The 18,197-nt window shown below is 46.2% G+C and carries 16 protein-coding genes and 2 pseudogenes; 7 read left to right on the top strand and 11 right to left on the bottom strand.

Going from position 1 to position 18,197, the window contains the following annotated elements; all coding sequences use genetic code 11:
• Together HU824_RS16930 and mfd are read right to left on the bottom strand one after the other, a co-directional pair.
• Positions 1-417, bottom strand: a 417-nt coding sequence (locus tag HU824_RS16930; protein WP_303704640.1) for a group II intron maturase-specific domain-containing protein, incomplete at its 3' end; no start/stop codon positions are given.
• Positions 418-568: 151 nt separating this feature from the next.
• Positions 569-3,958 carry a transcription-repair coupling factor gene (gene mfd, locus HU824_RS16925; RefSeq protein ID WP_176469466.1) on the bottom strand — a complete coding sequence of 1,130 codons (3,390 nt, stop codon included), beginning with the start codon at positions 3,956-3,958 and terminating at the stop codon, positions 569-571.
• Positions 3,959-4,610: 652 nt separating this feature from the next.
• Between mfd and HU824_RS16920 the strand changes: the two genes are divergently transcribed.
• From HU824_RS16920 to HU824_RS16895, 6 genes are all read left to right on the top strand, one after another.
• The gene (locus HU824_RS16920; protein ID WP_136011443.1) at positions 4,611-5,354 is read left to right on the top strand and encodes a polyprenol monophosphomannose synthase; all 744 of its coding nucleotides are present in this window, start codon (positions 4,611-4,613) and stop codon (positions 5,352-5,354) included.
• 72 nt (positions 5,355-5,426) lie between these two features.
• A complete protein-coding gene (locus HU824_RS16915; RefSeq protein ID WP_176469465.1) occupies positions 5,427-6,773 on the top strand; it encodes a dihydroorotase in 1,347 nt (448 codons plus the stop codon).
• Positions 6,774-6,799: 26 nt separating this feature from the next.
• The gene (locus HU824_RS16910; protein WP_176469464.1) at positions 6,800-7,726 is read left to right on the top strand and encodes a vitamin B12 dependent-methionine synthase activation domain-containing protein; all 927 of its coding nucleotides are present in this window, start codon (positions 6,800-6,802) and stop codon (positions 7,724-7,726) included.
• A 212-nt stretch (positions 7,727-7,938) separates the two neighbouring features.
• Positions 7,939-8,424, top strand: coding sequence for an RNA polymerase sigma factor (locus tag HU824_RS16905; protein WP_136011446.1), 486 nt, complete (start codon positions 7,939-7,941; stop codon positions 8,422-8,424).
• 4 nt (positions 8,425-8,428) lie between these two features.
• The gene (locus HU824_RS16900) at positions 8,429-9,055 is read left to right on the top strand and encodes a hypothetical protein (protein WP_176469463.1); all 627 of its coding nucleotides are present in this window, start codon (positions 8,429-8,431) and stop codon (positions 9,053-9,055) included.
• Positions 9,043-10,218, top strand: coding sequence for a metallophosphoesterase (locus HU824_RS16895; RefSeq protein ID WP_136011448.1), 1,176 nt, complete (start codon positions 9,043-9,045; stop codon positions 10,216-10,218). The genes HU824_RS16900 and HU824_RS16895 overlap by 13 nt, the downstream gene beginning before the upstream one ends.
• Here the strand turns inward: HU824_RS16895 and HU824_RS16890 are convergent.
• The 5 genes from HU824_RS16890 to HU824_RS16870 all read right to left on the bottom strand — a co-directional run bounded on the left by HU824_RS16890 (position 10,204) and on the right by HU824_RS16870 (position 13,357).
• Positions 10,204-10,467, bottom strand: coding sequence for a hypothetical protein (locus HU824_RS16890; RefSeq protein WP_176469462.1), 264 nt, complete (start codon positions 10,465-10,467; stop codon positions 10,204-10,206). The genes HU824_RS16895 and HU824_RS16890 overlap by 15 nt on opposite strands.
• A 6-nt stretch (positions 10,468-10,473) precedes the next feature.
• Positions 10,474-11,325: a DUF1573 domain-containing protein gene (locus tag HU824_RS16885; RefSeq protein ID WP_176469461.1), complete on the bottom strand. Its 852-nt coding sequence runs from the start codon at positions 11,323-11,325 to the stop codon at positions 10,474-10,476.
• A gap of 11 nt (positions 11,326-11,336) precedes the next feature.
• Entirely contained in the window at positions 11,337-12,428 is a 1,092-nt protein-coding gene (locus HU824_RS16880) for a 6-bladed beta-propeller (protein WP_176469460.1), read from the bottom strand.
• A 120-nt stretch (positions 12,429-12,548) separates the two neighbouring features.
• Positions 12,549-12,773, bottom strand: coding sequence for an NVEALA domain-containing protein (locus HU824_RS16875; RefSeq protein ID WP_176469459.1), 225 nt, complete (start codon positions 12,771-12,773; stop codon positions 12,549-12,551).
• Between the two features lie 353 nt (positions 12,774-13,126).
• On the bottom strand, positions 13,127-13,357 hold the full coding sequence (locus HU824_RS16870) for an NVEALA domain-containing protein (RefSeq protein WP_176469458.1): 231 nt from the start codon (positions 13,355-13,357) through the stop codon (positions 13,127-13,129).
• A gap of 49 nt (positions 13,358-13,406) precedes the next feature.
• Between HU824_RS16870 and HU824_RS16865 the strand changes: the two are divergent.
• Positions 13,407-14,000, top strand: a pseudogene (locus HU824_RS16865) (metallophosphoesterase); the annotation flags it as partial.
• A gap of 32 nt (positions 14,001-14,032) precedes the next feature.
• On the opposite strand, the gene HU824_RS16860 reads toward HU824_RS16865, so the two are convergent.
• The 4 genes and pseudogenes from HU824_RS16860 to HU824_RS16845 form a co-directional block, all read right to left on the bottom strand.
• Entirely contained in the window at positions 14,033-15,925 is a 1,893-nt protein-coding gene (locus tag HU824_RS16860) for a hypothetical protein (protein WP_176469457.1), read from the bottom strand.
• A 6-nt stretch (positions 15,926-15,931) separates the two neighbouring features.
• Positions 15,932-16,813, bottom strand: a complete 882-nt coding sequence (locus HU824_RS16855; RefSeq protein ID WP_255260552.1) for a DUF1573 domain-containing protein — start codon at positions 16,811-16,813, stop codon at positions 15,932-15,934.
• On the bottom strand, positions 16,810-18,048 hold the full coding sequence (locus HU824_RS16850) for a 6-bladed beta-propeller (RefSeq protein WP_136011514.1): 1,239 nt from the start codon (positions 18,046-18,048) through the stop codon (positions 16,810-16,812). The genes HU824_RS16855 and HU824_RS16850 overlap by 4 nt, the downstream gene beginning before the upstream one ends.
• Positions 18,049-18,086: 38 nt before the next feature.
• A pseudogene (locus HU824_RS16845) lies at positions 18,087-18,197 on the bottom strand (IS982 family transposase); the annotation flags it as partial.

Below are 18,197 nucleotides of genomic sequence, written 5' to 3'. Positions count from 1 at the left end.
ACACATCCGTATGCGATGACGGAGCCAACCGTCCCATTCCCTTATCCTACTTTTGAGACCTGCCAACTTAAAATAGTTGAGCCAACCACGGATATACCAAGTCAAACGTTGTTTAAGATATTCGTAGCTCCAGCCGTTATTACGGCTGGTGAGTTCACGTATCTTACTCTTCATCTTCTTGACACTATCGACATGGATGTAGAATTGGCATTTGACATTACTACGACCAAAGGCATAGGAAAGGAATTTGATGTCACGCATATAAGCGACATGGGTCTTCTCCTTATTCACCTTTAGAAAAAGTTTCGTTTCAATAAAGGGAAGCAGATTATCCAATGTACGCTGGGCGGAACGACGGCTTTTACAAAAGATGACCAGGGCATCAGCATACGACGCAACGTATAATCGCCTGCTCAATCTGCTTCAGAATACCCAAAGCTACTTCTCTTTTATAGGGAGATAAGGATTCCATCTTTTTCTATCTGTCGTCTGAGAAAATCATTCATATTTTTATGGAAGCGAACCACATCTACCAGACAGCCTGGTAGTCTTTCTTTCAGATACCCGTTCACCCCTCCACCTGCATTGCCACTACCTCCTGCAACACACAGACTGCTTCTTCCACCGTCCTGACATCCTTCACCAGCATACTCCGTTTGTTGTTCTGTTCGCGCAGGTCACAACGCTTGGTGCACTTCATCATGTAGGCAATGACCTTACCGAAAGCCTGGCTCTGATAGTACAGGCTGTCCGGATTGGACACAAAGAACAAAGACATGCGCCCACCTTTCAAAAAGACTTTCTCCACGCCGAGGCGGGCAGCCAGACGGCGCAAGGGAACGATGCGCAGCAATTCTTCTGTTTCAGGAGGAATCGGGCCGAAGCGGTCTTCGAGACGGGAACGGAAAGCATCCACATCCTTATCGAGCGTCAATCCGTCCAACTCGCGATAGAGCAGCATGCGTTCGCTGCTGCCGGTCACATAGTCGGCAGGCAACAAAAGTTCAAGGTCACTTTCCACTTGGCATTCATCAACAAACTGTTCTCCACTGATGACGCCTCCGTCCGCTTTCAGTTCGTCGGCATAAAGGTCGGCAAATTCATCGGTCTTCAGTTCGCGTACGGCTTCGGAGAGAATCTTCTGATAGGTTTCATAGCCCAAGTCGGCAATGAAGCCGCTCTGCTCGGCACCAAGCATATTTCCCGCACCGCGGATGTCAAGATCTTGCATGGCAATGTGGATGCCACTGCCCAGGTCGGAGAAGTTCTCGATGGCTTGCAGGCGCCGTTTTGCTTCGGGAGTAAGGGAAGACAATGGCGGTGCCAGCAAGTAGCAGAAAGCTTTCTTGTTGCTGCGCCCCACACGTCCGCGCATCTGGTGCAGGTCACTAAGGCCGAAGTTCTGCGCCTGATTGATGATGATGGTATTGGCATTGGGTATGTCGATGCCGCTCTCGATGATAGTGGTGGCAAGCAGCACATCGTAGTCGTAATTGACGAAATCAAAGATTATCTTCTCCAGCTCGGCCGGTTCCATCTGCCCATGGCCAATGCAAACGCGACAGTCGGGAATGTGGCGCTCTATCAAGGCTTTCAGTTCGACGAGGTTGGAAATGCGGTTGTTCACGAAGAATACTTGGCCGTTACGACTCATCTCGAAGTTGACGGCATCAACAATAACTTCCTCGTTGAAGGTATGCACTTCGGTCTGCACGGGATAGCGGTTGGGGGGCGGAGTCTGGATGACACTGAGGTCGCGGGCACCCATCAGCGAGAACTGCAAAGTGCGGGGAATGGGTGTAGCGGTCATCGTCAGAGTATCGACATTCACTTTGAGCTGACGGAGTTTCTCCTTGACAGACACGCCGAACTTCTGCTCTTCGTCGATGATGAGCAGGCCGAGGTCTTTGAATCTGACGTCCTTGCCCAAAATGCGGTGCGTGCCGATGAGGATATTCACTTCTCCCTCGGCAAGGCCTTTGATGGCTGCCTTTGCCTGAGCGGAGGTACGGGCACGGCTCAGATAATCCACCCGGCAGGGCAAACCTTTCAAACGTTCCTTGAAGGTCTGGAAGTGCTGGTAGGCAAGCACAGTGGTGGGCACGAGCACAGCCACCTGCTTATTGTCCGCCACTGCCTTGAATGCGGCACGCACGGCTACCTCGGTCTTGCCGAACCCCACGTCACCACACACCAGACGGTCCATCGGGCGGGCACTCTCCATGTCAGCCTTCACGTCGGAAGTAGCCTTGCTTTGATCGGGGGTATCTTCGTAGATGAAAGAGGCTTCCAATTCCCGTTGCAGGAAACTGTCGGGACTGTATTGGAAACCTTTTTCCTCGCGACGTTGAGAGTAAAGCTTTATCAAGTCGCGGGCAATATCCTTTATCTTCGTCTTGGTGCGGTCTTTCAGTTTCTCCCAGGCTCCGGTGCCGAGCTTGTTGAGGCGGGGGGATTCACCCTCCTTCCCTTTGTACTTGGAAACCTTGTGCAGGGAGTGAATGGAGACAAACACCACATCTTCATTCTGATAGACAATCTTCATCACCTCCTGCGTAGAGTCGCCGTTAGGAATACGCACCAGTCCGGCAAAACGCCCCACACCGTGGTCGGTATGCACCACATAGTCGCCGGGAGTAAACTGATTCAACTCTTTCAAACTCAAAGCCACCTTGCCGCTGCGTGCCTTGTCACTCTTCAAGTTGTACTTGTGAAAACGGTCGAACAGCTGATGGTCGGTAAAGGCACAAATACGCAAAGTGTCGTCGGCAAACCCTTCGTGCAATGTCCGTTCTACGGCAGTAAAAGATATGTTGTCTCCACGGTCCTCAAAGATGGCACGAATACGGTCGGTCTGTTTCAAGCTGTCACTGCATATGTAAATGGTGTACCGGCGGGAGAGGTATTCTCGGAAACTCTCTGCCACCATGTCGAAGTTTTTATGGAAGATGGGCTGTGCCGTAGTATGGAATGAGACGGTAGCATCCGGCGTTCCGGTGGGCTTGTTGCCGAACTCCATCCGGCGGAAATCGAGGGCGCGCAGGGTGAACTCGCCACCATCAATCAGCTTGCCTTCCAGCATGATGGCTCCATTTTCCTCCGACTCACGGGCGGCGATGGCCTGTGGGGTGAGCGATTCGTCGTGCACGGTCTGGATGCGTTCGCGCAGCCAAAGGAAATCGCGCATGGCCAGCACGCTGTCCGACGGAAGGAAATCGAGGAACGACACCATGCCGCCGCTTCCCCCTTTTTCCAGGCTATGGCTCAAGTCGGGAACTATCACGATGCTTTCTTTTTTCTCCTTCGAAAGCTGTGTCTCCACCTCAAAAGTTCGGACGCTTTCCACCTCATCGCCGAAGAAGTCTATACGGAAGGGATATTCGGAAGAGAAGGAAAAGACGTCGATAATACTGCCACGAACGGCATACTGCCCCGGCTCGTAAACGTAATCCACATACTCGAAACCGTAGCTGCGCAATACGTCCGTCACGAAATTCATGTCCACTCTTTCGCCTGCATGCAATTTCAGTGTATTATCTCCCAACTCCTTACGAGATACCACTTTTTCGGCGAGCGCATCCGGATAGGTCACCACGCAAAGCCCTTCTTCTCCTTTTTGCAGGCGGCTCAGCACTTCTGTGCGGAGTATTTCGTTTGCCGCATCCTTCTGCCCGTACTTGATGGCACGACGGAACGAGGAAGGAAAAAACGACACCTGCTCCGTCCCCAATATCTGCGTCAAATCATGATAGAAATAACCGGCTTCCTCCACATCGCCCAGAATGAAAACGAGCGGACAGGTAGCCCGCTGAACCAACACAGACGAAAACAAAGAAGCGGCAGAGGCACATAAACCTCCGCAATACAGATGACGGACAGAGTTATCTTTCAGAAGCCTGCACACCCCCTCTACATTGGGATGGGAGGCATAAGATTGTTGCAGTTCGGTTATATTCATTGCTTTGCGCTTTTTCCCCGGTATTGTCCCTTACGAGGTACCCTACCGAAATAAATCCGGTGCAAAAATACACAAATAATCTTTAGCTTTGGCCAGTCGGCAACCATGTTCTCCGAAATAATCTTTCCGCTTTCAGCCTGCACATCCTTCACCTTTTCCTGTATCGTCCTTTTTATCAGAGAGAAGCGGTGAAACTTCTTTCCCTCCAATTATGAATAACATAGCCTTCACAATCCTTATTCAGGAGTTATGTTACACAAAGTTTATCCCCAGCCTGCGAACATGTATCCCAAGGTTTGGTCTGTCTATCCCAAGGCTTGGGATAGACAGACCAAGACCGGAGAACTCTCTTTACGCCTGTATCTGCCAACTTTCCCCTTTATACTTCGGAAGTTTTTCGCAAATAGTTTGGATATATTTTGTTAATGATTGAGACGGGAATAACTGAAGATTGAGACTAAAGTTCAAAGTCAGGCATACGGTTCTTTCATTCAACCTGCATCCCTCATAATCAGGAGCCAGAAGGAGCTACACTAATGAAAGAGTCGTGGCGCCAGAACTTTGCAAAATCAAGATTTGTGTGAAAATGCTGCCAGATAAAAAAGAAATGTATTACATTTGTTCCCAATTATAACCCCCATTACCAATAAGTATGCAAACATCAGACAGCATTGTCATCATCCCCACCTACAATGAACGGGAGAATATAGAGAATATCATCCGTGCCGTTTTTGCTCTGGAACATGGCTTTCACATCCTTGTCATTGAAGACGGTTCGCCCGACGGAACGGCAGACATCGTCAGAACCTTACAGCAAGAGTTCGCCGGACGCCTCTTCATGGTGGAGCGCAAAGGAAAACTGGGATTGGGAACAGCCTATATAGCCGGCTTCAAGTGGGCATTGCAACAAGACTATGAGTATATCTTCGAAATGGATGCCGATTTCAGCCACAATCCCCAAGACCTGCCTCGCCTCTACCGGGCCTGCTCCGAAGAGGGTGCCGATGTAGCTATCGGTTCACGTTATGTGAGTGGTGTGAACGTAGTGAACTGGCCCATGGGACGTGTACTGATGTCTTATTTTGCCTCCAAATATGTACGCTTCATCACCGGGCTGCCCATCCATGACACTACAGCCGGATTTGTATGTTACCGCCGCCAAGTATTGGACACTATCAATCTGGACGGTATCCGCTTCAAAGGATATGCCTTCCAGATAGAAATGAAATTCACCGCCTACAAATGCGGCTTCAAGGTAAAGGAAGTACCCGTCATCTTCATCAATCGCGAACTGGGCACCTCCAAAATGAACAGCAGTATCTTTGGTGAGGCTGTATTCGGAGTGATTCGGCTGAAATGGAACAGTTGGTTTCATAAATATCCTACTGTACGATAAGGCGATGAAGCGATAGAGTGATAGTATAGAATGATAAAATGAAGAGGTGACAAGCTTTGACTATAATAAGGTATGAAAAGAACATTGATACATAACGCTACGATTGTCAACGAAGGACAATCCGCGAAAGGTTCCGTAGTGATAGAAGACGGGCGCATTGCGGAGGTGCTGACCAACCGGAAGCCCCTCTCCGCACCTTGTGACGAAACCATAGATGCCACCGGATGCTATTTGCTGCCGGGCATTATCGACGACCATGTACATTTTCGCGACCCGGGACTGACCCACAAGGCGGACATCCTCACAGAAAGCCGTGCGGCGGCCGCAGGAGGTGTGACCTCCATCATGGATATGCCCAATACCACCCCGACAACCACTACGCTGGATGCCCTCAACGCCAAATTTGACCTGCTGAACGAGAAGTGTATCGTAAACCATTCGTGCTACTTCGGTGCAACAAACGACAATTACAGCGAGTTTGGCAAGCTGGACAAGCACCGCGTCTGTGGCATCAAGCTATTTATGGGTTCAAGTACCGGAAACATGCTGGTAGACAAGATGAACAGCCTGCTGAACATCTTCAACGGTACCGACATGCTGATTGCCGCCCACTGCGAAGACCAGGAAACCATCAAGAACAATCTTACCAAGTATAAGGAAATGTTTGCCGGAGAGAATGATATTCCCATAGGCAAGCATCCCTACATCCGCTCTTCGGCAGCATGCTATGCATCCTCTGAACTGGCAGTACGGCTGGCAAGAATTGCCGGTGCACGGTTGCATATTCTGCATGTGTCCACAGCCAAGGAACTGCAATTATTCAACGACTATTCACTTTCCGAGAAGCATATCACCGCCGAAGCATGCGTCGCCCATCTCCTCTTCACGCTCAGTGATTATCGCACGTTGGGTACACGTATCAAGTGCAATCCTGCCATTAAGAAGCAAGCCGACCGCGATGCTCTGCGTGCCGCCGTCGACTCCGGCCTGATAGACGTAATAGCCACCGACCATGCGCCCCATCTGCTCTCCGAAAAAGAAGGAGGTGCCTCGAAGGCCATGTCCGGCATGCCGATGATACAGTTTTCGCTCGTCAGCATGTTGCAACTGGTGGATGAGGGAGTATTTACACTCGAGACCATCGTTGAAAAGATGTGCCATGCTCCCGCACAAATCTACCGCATCAACGAGCGCGGCTATATCCGCGAAGGCTACCGGGCAGACCTTGTATTGGTACGTCCCGATACCCCGTGGGAAGTGACAGCCGACAAAGTTTTGAGCAAATGCGGCTGGAGTCCATTGGAAGGGCATACCTTCAACTGGAAAGTGGAAAGGACTTTTGCCAACGGACATCCCGTTTATAGTGACGGCATGGTGGACGACGCTTATCGTGGCGAGGAACTGAGATTTGGGGAGTGAAGGCTAGGAATTAAGGATTAAATGGGATGAAAAGGACAATACTGGCACCGGGGCATGAATTGCTTTCGTATCGGATTCATGAAGTAAGTCCTTACATCAACTGGATTTATTTCTTCCATGCCTGGGGCTTTCAGCCTCGCTTTGCAGCCATTGCAAACATTCATGGCTGCGACTCCTGCCGTGCACTTTGGCTGACGACCTTTCCCGAGGAGGAACGCAGCAAAGCTTCCGAAGCCATGCAGCTCTTCAAGGAGGCAAACAGAATGCTCGGCCGACTGGACGAAACAATCTCCATCCGTTGCATCTTCAGGCTTTGCCGGGCAAATGCAGACGGTGACAACTTATTGATAGAAGGAAGAACTTTCCCTCTGCTCCGCCAGCAGACACCCCAACCCGATGGCAGTCCATTTCTCTGTCTGAGCGATTTTGTACGTCCCCTCTCTTCGGGCACGCCCGACATCGTAGGACTTTTTGCCTCCACCATCAGTGAAGAGGCCGAAGAGACTTATAAAAGCGACCCTTACAAACATCTCCTTGTACAGACTCTGAACGACCGCCTTGCCGAAGCCGCCACAGAAAAGATGCACGAATATGTCCGCAAGGAGGCTTGGGGGTATGCCCCCGACGAATCCTTGTCCATTCCGGATCTGCTGGTCGAGAAATACCAAGGCATCCGCCCCGCCGTGGGCTACCCTTCCCTACCCGACCAGTCCGTCAACTTCCTGCTGGACGACCTGCTTGACATGGGACAGACCGGCATTACACTGACGGAAAACGGAGCCATGCACCCTCACTCCTCCGTCTGTGGCATGATGCTGGCACATCCCGCATCCCGATACTTTGCAGTGGGCAAGATTGGAGCAGACCAGTTGGAAGACTACGCCCGCCGCCGGGGAATGCCGATAGAGAATATGCGGAAATTCCTGGCAGGAAATATAGAAAGCGCATCATAATGCTGACAATTCGGTACATTGGAAAAAGAGCACACAGATGACACAGATTAAACAGACTTTCACTGATAATTCTGTTCTTCATGAATTCCTCACCTGTAGTCATCTGTCTCGGCTGTATCATCCGTGTGCCAAAGAAAAAATCCTTTTGAACTGTGATTTATCGCCCTTTTCCGCGACTAACAGTGCAAAAGCAACTCGAAAGAAGCGAAAAGATGGAAAATGCAGAACAAGAGTTTGTATCCGTGATACGGGAGTATGAGCGCGTGATATATAAAGTATGCTATCTGTACACCACTCCCAACGCTACCCTCAACGACCTGTATCAGGAAGTGGTACTCAACTTATGGAAAGCATTTCCCAAGTTCCGGCGGGAGTGTAAGATTTCCACATGGATATACCGTATCGCACTGAACACGTGCATCAGTTTTATCCGAAAAGAAAAGAACATCCCCGAAATCGTTACCCTCACCCAAGAGACCGACCGGACTGAAGAAACCGACGAGACACAAGCCATGCTACGGCAACTCTACCGGATGATAAACCGGCTGGGACAATTGGAAAAGTCCATCATCCTGCTCTATCTGGAAGAGAAAAGCTACGAAGAGATTGCCGAAATCACCGGGCTGACCCTAACTAACGTTGCCACCAAGCTCAGCCGCATCAAGGATAAACTGAAAAAAATGAATAAGGAGGAATAAATATATGGAACTGGATGAACTGAAAAAATCATGGAACGCACTGAATGAACAGTTGCAGAAAGAACCGATTGCTGATGAAAAGCAGATTACGGAACTGATTGCCGGCTACAAGGCAAATACCCGCAAAAGTCTGCGACGCCTCGTAGCCATACAACGATTCTCTATAGGAGTAGGCACGATATGTCTGGCTGCCCTTCTTCTTATATGGCTGCTACTGCCCACCTTCGGTTTCAACGAACTACTGCAAGCAAAGATTGTTCCTTTTTTAGGGTTCATTGCAATCAGCATTCTCGTAGGCATGTGGTGGGACTGGAAAACATACCGTTGGAACAAGAATACACATATTGAGGAAATGAGTGTTGCCGAGGTCAGCCGCCGCACGACCACTTTCCGCCAATGGACCAAATATGAGATAATAGTCGTCTCCATTTGGATTGTCCTTTTCAACATCCTTAATTATTGGGCGATGGAATACCATCTGATGTCCATCGGTGTGCAAGCCATGCTGATTACCCTCTTTGTAGTATTTGATGCGTTGATTATCTATATTCTCTACAAAAGGGTGATTTACAAACATCTGGACCATATCAAAAAGAACATTGAAGAATTGAAAGATATATGCACCGAGTAACTCTTGTTTTCATCCTTTTCCTTCTCATCCCCGACCTCTACATTTATCTGGTTTACGTAATAAGAAAAACCAGAAAGGCTTTTCTACGTGGCCTCTATTGGCTTCCCACCTTATTGCTGGCGGCAGGTTATGTCTACTTCATGTTCCTTACGGGCGACAACGCGATGTCAAACCATACGCAAGCTATAGGCAGACTGGCAATTACCATCATGTTGTTTGTTTTTCCCAAAACCATATTCATGCTCTGCTCGCTGGTGGGAGTACTGGCGCACTTCATCATCCGCCGTTGTCCCCGCAGTCCGTTCACTGCTATAGGAGCGGTTCTGGCAATAATCAGTTTCCTCAATATACTTTACGGGACTTTTGCCGGCATAACCCGTTTTGACATAAAAGAGGTGGAATACTGTTCTGCCGATATTCCGAAAGGTTTCGACGGCTACCGCATAGTACAGCTATCAGACATACACATCGGCAGCTGGCAAGGCAATCCGGAAGCCATCAAACAGCTGGTCGATTTGGTCAACAGGCAGAAGCCGGACCTGATTGTCTTTACCGGTGACCTCGTGAACCAGCAGAGTCATGAACTGGATGGTTTCCAAGAAATACTCTCCCAACTGCACGCACCGGACGGAGTATACTCCATCCTCGGCAACCATGACTATGGTTCATACTATCACTGGCAAAGTGGGAAAGCAGAAATTGCCAATCTGGACTATTTAATCCGGCAGCAGCAAGCAATGGGATGGAAACTGCTGAACAATGAGCACGACATCCTTCATCACAAAGGCGACAGCATAGCCCTTATCGGCGTGGAAAACGACGGTGAGCCTCCTTTCTCCCAATTTGCAAACTTGCCACAAGCCATGCAGGGCACGGAGGGAATGTTCCAAATACTGCTCAGCCATAACCCTACGCACTGGAGACGTGAGGTACTGCCCCAATCGGACATTTCACTGATGCTTGCAGGACATACCCATGCTATGCAAAGCATCTTGTTCGGACACTCCCTTGCCGAACTTATCTATCCGGAATGGAGAGGGATGTACTGCGAAGGCAAGAGGGCTTTGTACGTAAATATTGGCATCGGCTATGTAGGACTGCCGTTCCGGTTCGGGGCATGGCCGGAAATCACGGTACTGACGTTAGTGTCAATGCCAGATTAATTCACCCGGCCCCGTTCCTACATCCCACACGTTCACCATCTTAGATGTGCCACAAACCACTGCATGCCATTCTCCCACAAGAAGACCCGCTCCTCCCTGCCTTTCATAGTGGGAAAGCACCTGTTTCAGTTCCCCACTATTGTCTCCCGCAAAGTCCAGCACTTCCTCTATGCGTCGGTCTTCATCCGAAGTGCAGCCGGACAGCAGAAACAGCAGACAAATGCCTGCCGATAATATTCCTCTCAACATATCTTCCTATTTTGCATTACCACTTATTTTCAACCGTATCGGAGAAGCATCTGCATTACAATAGACGGTTATCATTTTGCTGAAGTATCCGGGATGGTCAGCCTTGTAGGTGACATGCAGACGCAGGCTCTCACTGGGGTTGACAGGTTCTTTGGAGTAATCTACAGAAGTGCAACCGCAGGAGGTGGTAACATCCGAAATAAACAGAGGTTTATTACCCATGTTCTTCAAGATAAAAGTTGCTTTTCGCTCTTCCTGCCAAGCGAAATCTCCCAATGAGGCAGCGGTTTTATCTATGTCGACCATAGTGTTTAGCACGTTACTTTCATTGATACTTCCCATTTTTTCACCTTGGATGATTTTCAGATAAAGTTCTTTCACTTTTGGGTTGTGGATGGGATTGCCGATAGCAAGCACTTTATTATCTTTATCCAACAAAAAAGTCCTAAATTTTTCATCTTCAGGAAAATGATTTAACTGGCAAAATAAATTTTGCACATCAAACACAATTGGTAAATTAAAAGCATCCCATTTCATTTTATAATCCAAGTCCTCAGTTCTTCGGGTTTGCAAAAAAAACAAAAAAGCAACCTTCTTATCAACGGAATCAACTTGCTGCTTCATCCCCATCCAATCCCTCAGATTTAATTTACAACTAAAGCACTCTGCAGAATCAATATAAGTAACAATCTTATAATCCCAATTGACATCTTTTACCACAGAATCTATTACATCCAAATCAGGAAAAAGGATTTCGCGTCCTTCCCATTTTTTCAATAATTCTAAAATCTTCCTATCGTTTTGATGCTGACATGAAGAAAAGACAAAAAGAACAAAGAGAAAATAAAAACATTTCATTTATCAAATACTTAATTCAATTTACTAAATTTCAAAACAAAGCCATCATTCCTAACAAACTGATTAACAGAATCAGGAAGTTCTTCATTCTCTGAATCTATATATGAAATTATAGTACCATTTGAATAACCACAGCCCACTCTCCTATCAATATCAGAGATTGCTTCACCCATATAGCATTTTTTTAATCGATAGTCTATCACAAAAGGCTTCGTTTGCCGATGTTGCCATATAAAGCCAATGATGTACTTATCTGTCACAGCTAATATTTTACGTATCAAGCAATAATTATCATAATTTTTCAGCTTGGTTTCTATATCAATTTTATCCTGATTAGGAACATTATCCTTACCAAAATCTATAAAAAAGACTTTTTCCAGTTCCCCCTTACGAGATAAGATATAAATATTATTATCTATCGTTTGATTATAAGCCAACTGACTACCTGCATCTGCAAACGTATAATTAGAAATCCAGTAAGCAGGATCAACAAATCTATCATAATCCAAATAAGTTTGACCAATTTTTCCCTTCTTATCCACCAATGCTATTTTATGCCCGGCTCCATCCCCTCGATTCCACGAAGAAAGCCCTAAAAGCAATGAATCATTATCCAAAGTTGCCAATATATCCGCTTCAAACGGTAACATACATTCTTCTACACACTCATAATCATTATTATATTGCAGCATTTTATTTAATCGTCCGTCCAGCACATATACATTCCCATTAGCATCCACATCAAAATCCGATAAATTGACATACTCTTTTGGTCCCTGCCCACGTATACCTACTTGTGCCAAATAATTCCCCATACAATCATATACTACCAATGAACGCATACGGGTATCTGCTATATAAATTTTATCATCTACCACTTTCATTTTGTCTATTCTACCTAATAGTTCTTTCACATTACCACTCTTCAACAAGACATATTCAGATTCTTTTTCATCTAAGATTTCCGACAAAACTCTCATTTCTAATGTAGTAAAATCTATCACTTCCATTGGAACAGATAAATGATTTTTTCTTTCTTTATCACATCCCCCTGCACCCAGTGCCCAAAGTACTAATATAAAAACAACATACTTCAATTTCATACGATACATAAATTAAGCATTATAAACTTGTCTCACAAAATAACAGTGAATAAAATTTTCAATAAGATTCCTCGCCTTAAACGACCAAGAACCTTATTGAAAACAGTTCATACCAACAGGCTATTGGCAGCCTGATGAATCTTTACAATTAACCGTATTGGTAGATTGACATTCCCCGTTTGACTTAGGTCCTCCACATGGTGCTGCTCCTTCAGAACCAGCCAATGCTTCTACATTAGCCTGCATCAAATCTGACACACCTTCTGTTTTCTGATTTGCATAAACCCCATAACCGGCAACAGCAGCAACTGCTGCAACAAGTGCTATTTTAAAAATCTTATTCATTTTAGCTTTTCTTTTAAATTAATTATAAAACAATATTTACCCCGTATCTATCCTTTCAACGGAACAGCAAACGCATTGCTTATTCTAACTAAATCACTATCTTTGCCAAAACCTCCTTTCCGGGTGGGTTACGGAACGGACGGTGCGAATGGGCCAACAAAGCGTTAGCCGTCCGCTCCTCTCCATCACCTTTTTATATATTTTCTATTTCGATTACGGAACAAGACGCTGTCCAGCCACACAGCTGTCCTTTTCAACTTGATAGCCTGGGGGATTTCCGTAAACGACAAGGATTCCCACAGGTTTCAACGTACAAGAGAAAAGGGAGAACAGCGACAAACTAATGAGACAGACTAATAACAAATATACACATGTTCCACTCCTCCTTTTGTAATAGGGCAAACAATTGAACCACTCCCTACACAGATAGTTGTATTTCCGCTTTCATCGGCAGCCAACGCTTCAATGTTTTCCAATAGTAAATCGTCTAACTTTTCTGAGCGATTGATTCGGGCATAGCCTAAAAACGAAAGGAGACAGACAATAGCCATCGTTCCTACTAATTTTACTGTAAAGTTTTTCATTGCATTTTATTTTAGTTATGGAAACAAAGGAAAAAGAAAGATTGGAAAGCACCAACTAAATGGAAAACAAATATACAGCTACGGGGCGTGAAAAAAAATTCACGCACCGGACGGAGTATATTCTATCCTCGGTAACCATGACTATGGTTCATACTATCACTGGCAAAGTCCGAAAGCAGAAATCGCCAATCTGGACTATTTAGTCCGGCAGCAGCAAGCAATGGGATGGAAACTGCTGAACAACGAGCATGACATCCTTCACCATAATGGTGACAGCATAGCCCTCATCGGTGTGGAAAACAACGCGAGCCTCCCTTCTCCCAATTTGCAAACTTGCCACAAGCCATGCAGGGTACGGAAGGAATGTTCCAAATACTGCTCAGACATAACCCTACCCACTGGAGACGTGAGGTACTGCCCCAATCGGATATTTCACTGATGCTTGCAGGCCATACCCATGCCATGCAAGGCATTACTCGGACACTCCCTCTCCGAACTCATCTATCCGGAATGGAAAGGAATGTACTACGAAGGAAACCGTGCACTGTATGTAAACATAGGCATCGGTTATGTGGGATTGCCGTTCCGGTTCGGGGCATGGCCGGAAATCACGGTACTGACGTTAGTGTCAATGCCAGACTAATTCACCAAGCCCCGTGCCTCCATCCCACACGTTCACCATCTTAGATGTGCCACAAACCACTGCATGCCATTCTCCCACAAGAAGACCTGCTCCTCCCTGCCCTTTGTACAATTGTGCAGCTTTAACAGGGCATTCGAAGGAACAAAATCGAACTCCACCACATCGCCTTCCGCAATCTTCCTGCCCAATGAGACCCAACCTTCCGTGCCATTCTGATAAAAAAGCTCATAACATTCGCCTTTCACCACATAATTATCATCATTGTGGGGTACCAACAGCATACCGCCCAGAGAAACCGGCCTGCCAAAATCCAACACAAGAGGAGCATCCTTCACAGAAGTGTAATAAAAGGTCAGGTTGTCATCATCCATAAGACTCTCTATGCCCAATGATTTCTTGGGTGAAACCGGAACCGAGGCAATCGCCCGCCTATAGTCCACTTCTGCCGTAAAGGCCGTATCAGCATAAAGGCGAAGTCCGGCAAAGTCCAAAACGCACCCGGCAGGCGGAAGCAACCGCACGTACCGATATCTTTTCCCACTCCGCATTCTCACGTAACGTTTCAGGCACAGAGAGCTGTCCCGCATCACAGCCAGTGTTTCGGCATCCGCAAAGTCGGAGCAGTCGCTACCCTCCACACGAAGCCCATTCATCCGGTACAAATGCCCCAGCAGATTGTTGGTCAACGGATATTTCCGGAACAGCCGTACCCGTTCTCGTCGCACCATATCGGGTTTAAACACAGATACCTTGTCGCCTTCCCACCTGAAAGCGAAACCGTTTTCCCGAAGCTTTCCATTTTCATCCGGAACCACCGGCATCAGAATCACCCCCGGTTCCACATTTTCCACACTGGCACATCCGCCTTCCATCCGGTAACTCCCAATCGGCACCCAACCCGCACTGAAAGAATGCACGGCAATGAAACCCTCCCTTTTCTCGCGAACCGGCACAAGCATCCTATTCTCTCCGAAATAATCTGCCGTCACGTCGCGCTCATACCGATTTCCATTGAAGATGGGCTTTTCCAGCCTGCTGAAGCAGGAACGATACACTTTACCTTTCGAGCGCAGGTTCTTCCAGTCGCGCCGTGCCTCTGACGTTTCAAATTCTATAGGAACGAACCGACCCGTCGTATCCTGCACAGACACCCAGCTGTGACTTAGGTTCACACCCGGAGAAAACTTGAGGTGGTCTGATGCAATAGGAATCCCGGCCGAACGAAACAGATAAATAATGAAGTCCGCATATTCACGGCATGTGCCCATCCAGCATTCGCGCAGGAAAGGCGCGCCGTAATGGGGCAAGTCGAAATCCACATTATACTGGTATCCGGCATTATTCGCATAACATTGCATGGCATCGGCAGCCCCTATCACGTCCGTCCCCCGGTACAGGGAATCAAGCAGGAAAACAGACCGCTCCATGTACTCCTTCCTCCACCGTTCCAAGGGTTCGTCTCCAATGCGGTAGGGCAATATGTATTCGCAGAAGTCCTCGAACGAATAGTGCCTTCCCCAAGGTCGTTGCCGCCAAGCATCAAAAGCAAGGTCGATGTTCTCTATCAGATAATCGGCAGTCATCACTTGGGCATCATAGACTTTCGGCAGAATCTTGTAGTTTATCTGTTTCCAACGATTTTCTCCCCTACCCGTCCGTTTTATCGCCCGCAGAGTATCGTGGATAGCACCCCAATCAGGAATATCATATGCATATTTGTCCTCCATGTTGGCTATCAGAAACCTGGCTGCTTTCAGTTTCAAGCCATCTCCTTGCCTTTCATAGTGGGAAAGCACCTGTTTCAGTTCCCCACTATTGTCTCCCGCAAAGTCCAGCACTTCCTCTATGCGTCGGTCTTCATCCGAAGTGCAGCCGGACAGCAGAAACAGCAGACAAATGCCTGCCGATAATATTCCTCTCAACATATCTTCCTATTTTGCATTACCACTTATTTTCAACCGTATCGGAGAAGCATCTGCATTACAATAGACGGTTATCATTTTGCTGAAGTATCCGGGATGGTCAGCCTTGTAGGTGACATGCAGACGCAGGCTCTCACTGGGGTTGACAGGTTCTTTGGAGTAATCTACAGAAGTGCAACCGCAGGAGGTGGTAACATCCGAAATAAACAGAGGTTTATTACCCATGTTCTTCAAGGTAAAAGTTGCTTTTCGCTCTTCCTGCCAAGCGAAATCTCCCAATGAGGCAGCGGTTTTATCTATGTCGACCATAGTGTTTAGCACGTTACTTTCATTGATACTTCCTATTTTTTCACCTTGGATGATTTTCAGATAAAGTTCTTTCACTTTTGGGTTGTGGATGGGATTGCCGATAGCAAGCACTTTATTATCTTTATCCAACAAAAAGGTTTGAAACATTAAGTCTGAAGAAAAATGGTTCAACTTGTTCAAACTATCTTTTTCATCAATACAAACCGGATAGCCAAAAGTTTCACGCCTTAAAATAAACTGCATTTCTTTCAACCGACGCGTACCCATAAAAAACAAAACCGGAACTTTTTTCTGTTCCAAATAAACAAGAAATTCCTTCCAAGCAGGAAACTGTGCTTTGCAACTGACACAACCCATTGAGTCTAAATAAGAAAGTATCTTATAAGGACTATCAAACAGCATATCCACTGTATCTTTACCAAACAGAGTAAATACATTTTTTTGAGGAAATAAGATTTCACGATCTTGCCAATATAACACCTGTTCATTAACAACTCCCTTCCTTTGACATGAAAAGAAACACATACATACCACAAAAAACAGTATCACAACTCTTACCATATTCCTTGAGCTATCAATCATTTTTCCTTCATATGAAACCACAATAAAACCATATTATCTTCTTCATTGAACTGTTTCGCAATATCAGCAGCCTTTTCACCCACCAATTCGGTCCACTGCACTGCATCATAATGTTCACGTGCCACCACTATATCATTTGGATATACATACCCTATCAGAGCGTGTCCCTCTACACCTACCAGATTAGAAAAAGGGAAAATTGACAAGACATCATTACGCACAACCGAACTTCTGATGCCTTCTTTTCTTCTCAACGAATAAAGGCACTGATATTCCTTATGGTGATTAGCATACGCAAAATACACAACATCATCAGTAAGCAAATACTTTCCCGGAAAAAAATAGTACCCACTACTGCTACTTGCTTGTTTATATTCATTCCAATTCTTATCCAGCAACAAGTTCTCCGGCACCTGCCTGTCACCAAAATCCAGAAAAAATGCCAACCGGCACGTTCCGTCATCATCAATTTCGTATATCCTGCCGCTATACGGAGAATGATAATATAACCTGCCGTTCAACTCGCTAAAATTATAATCGCTAATTATACTCGAATATTTTCCGCGCTCACGATAGAATCCGCGTTCCTTAATGACAAACAAACTATCTGTCCGGAAGATGGAATAATCTTCTATGGAAGCCAAATGCTGATTATCTGCATCCAAAGTACAAAATACGAAGTTATCCTCTGAAAAACGATGGAACCGAAGGCACAAGAACGGAAGCCTACAAGAACGAAGATACTTCCCATTCAATGTATAATAAATAAAACGACTCGTAAACTGGTCATATACAATCACCAGGCTATCTGTCACTACAAAATCTGTCGGTTCAGCATATTCCTCAGGAGCTTCCCCAAATGTGCCTATATTTGTCAGAAATTTCCCCTCCATAGAAAATTTCTTTATAGACTTCGACTTGTATCTGTCTAACAAGTAAATGGCATCTTTCCTACAAACGACCTTATTTATCGCTCCCAATAAAGCCTCCTCACGATTGTCAAGGCTGAGATAAGTAATAGAATCCACCCACGAAGATACATGCAGCCTTTCTTTCAAATCGCAATCTGCGACAACTATTGTATCAACAGCAGAACCCTTAACAGGCATATCCCGAACATCACGTTCTATTTTTTCCGGCACTACATCTGAAAAAATACTTAAAGGTTTCACCTTATCAGTTTTACAACTTCCCAATGCTGACAAAAAGAATATGTATAAAATAAAATATCTCATTTTAACTAAATTAAGAAATCTATTACCTGTTGGTTGAATTAAATTAGAGAATATTTTATCCGCCCAATCGGATGATGATTAACGAAATTGACATATTGCATGAACGTCATTGCTGCTATTTTGCCTGCTATGCGGGTGAAAAGACCGCA

This window comes from Bacteroides sp. L10-4, assembly GCF_013373675.1.
In the GTDB taxonomy this organism is placed as follows: Bacteria; Bacteroidota; Bacteroidia; order Bacteroidales; family Bacteroidaceae; genus Bacteroides; species Bacteroides muris.
The sequence above is the reverse complement of the archived record's forward strand: the minus strand, read 5'-3'. Positions and strand labels throughout refer to the sequence as shown.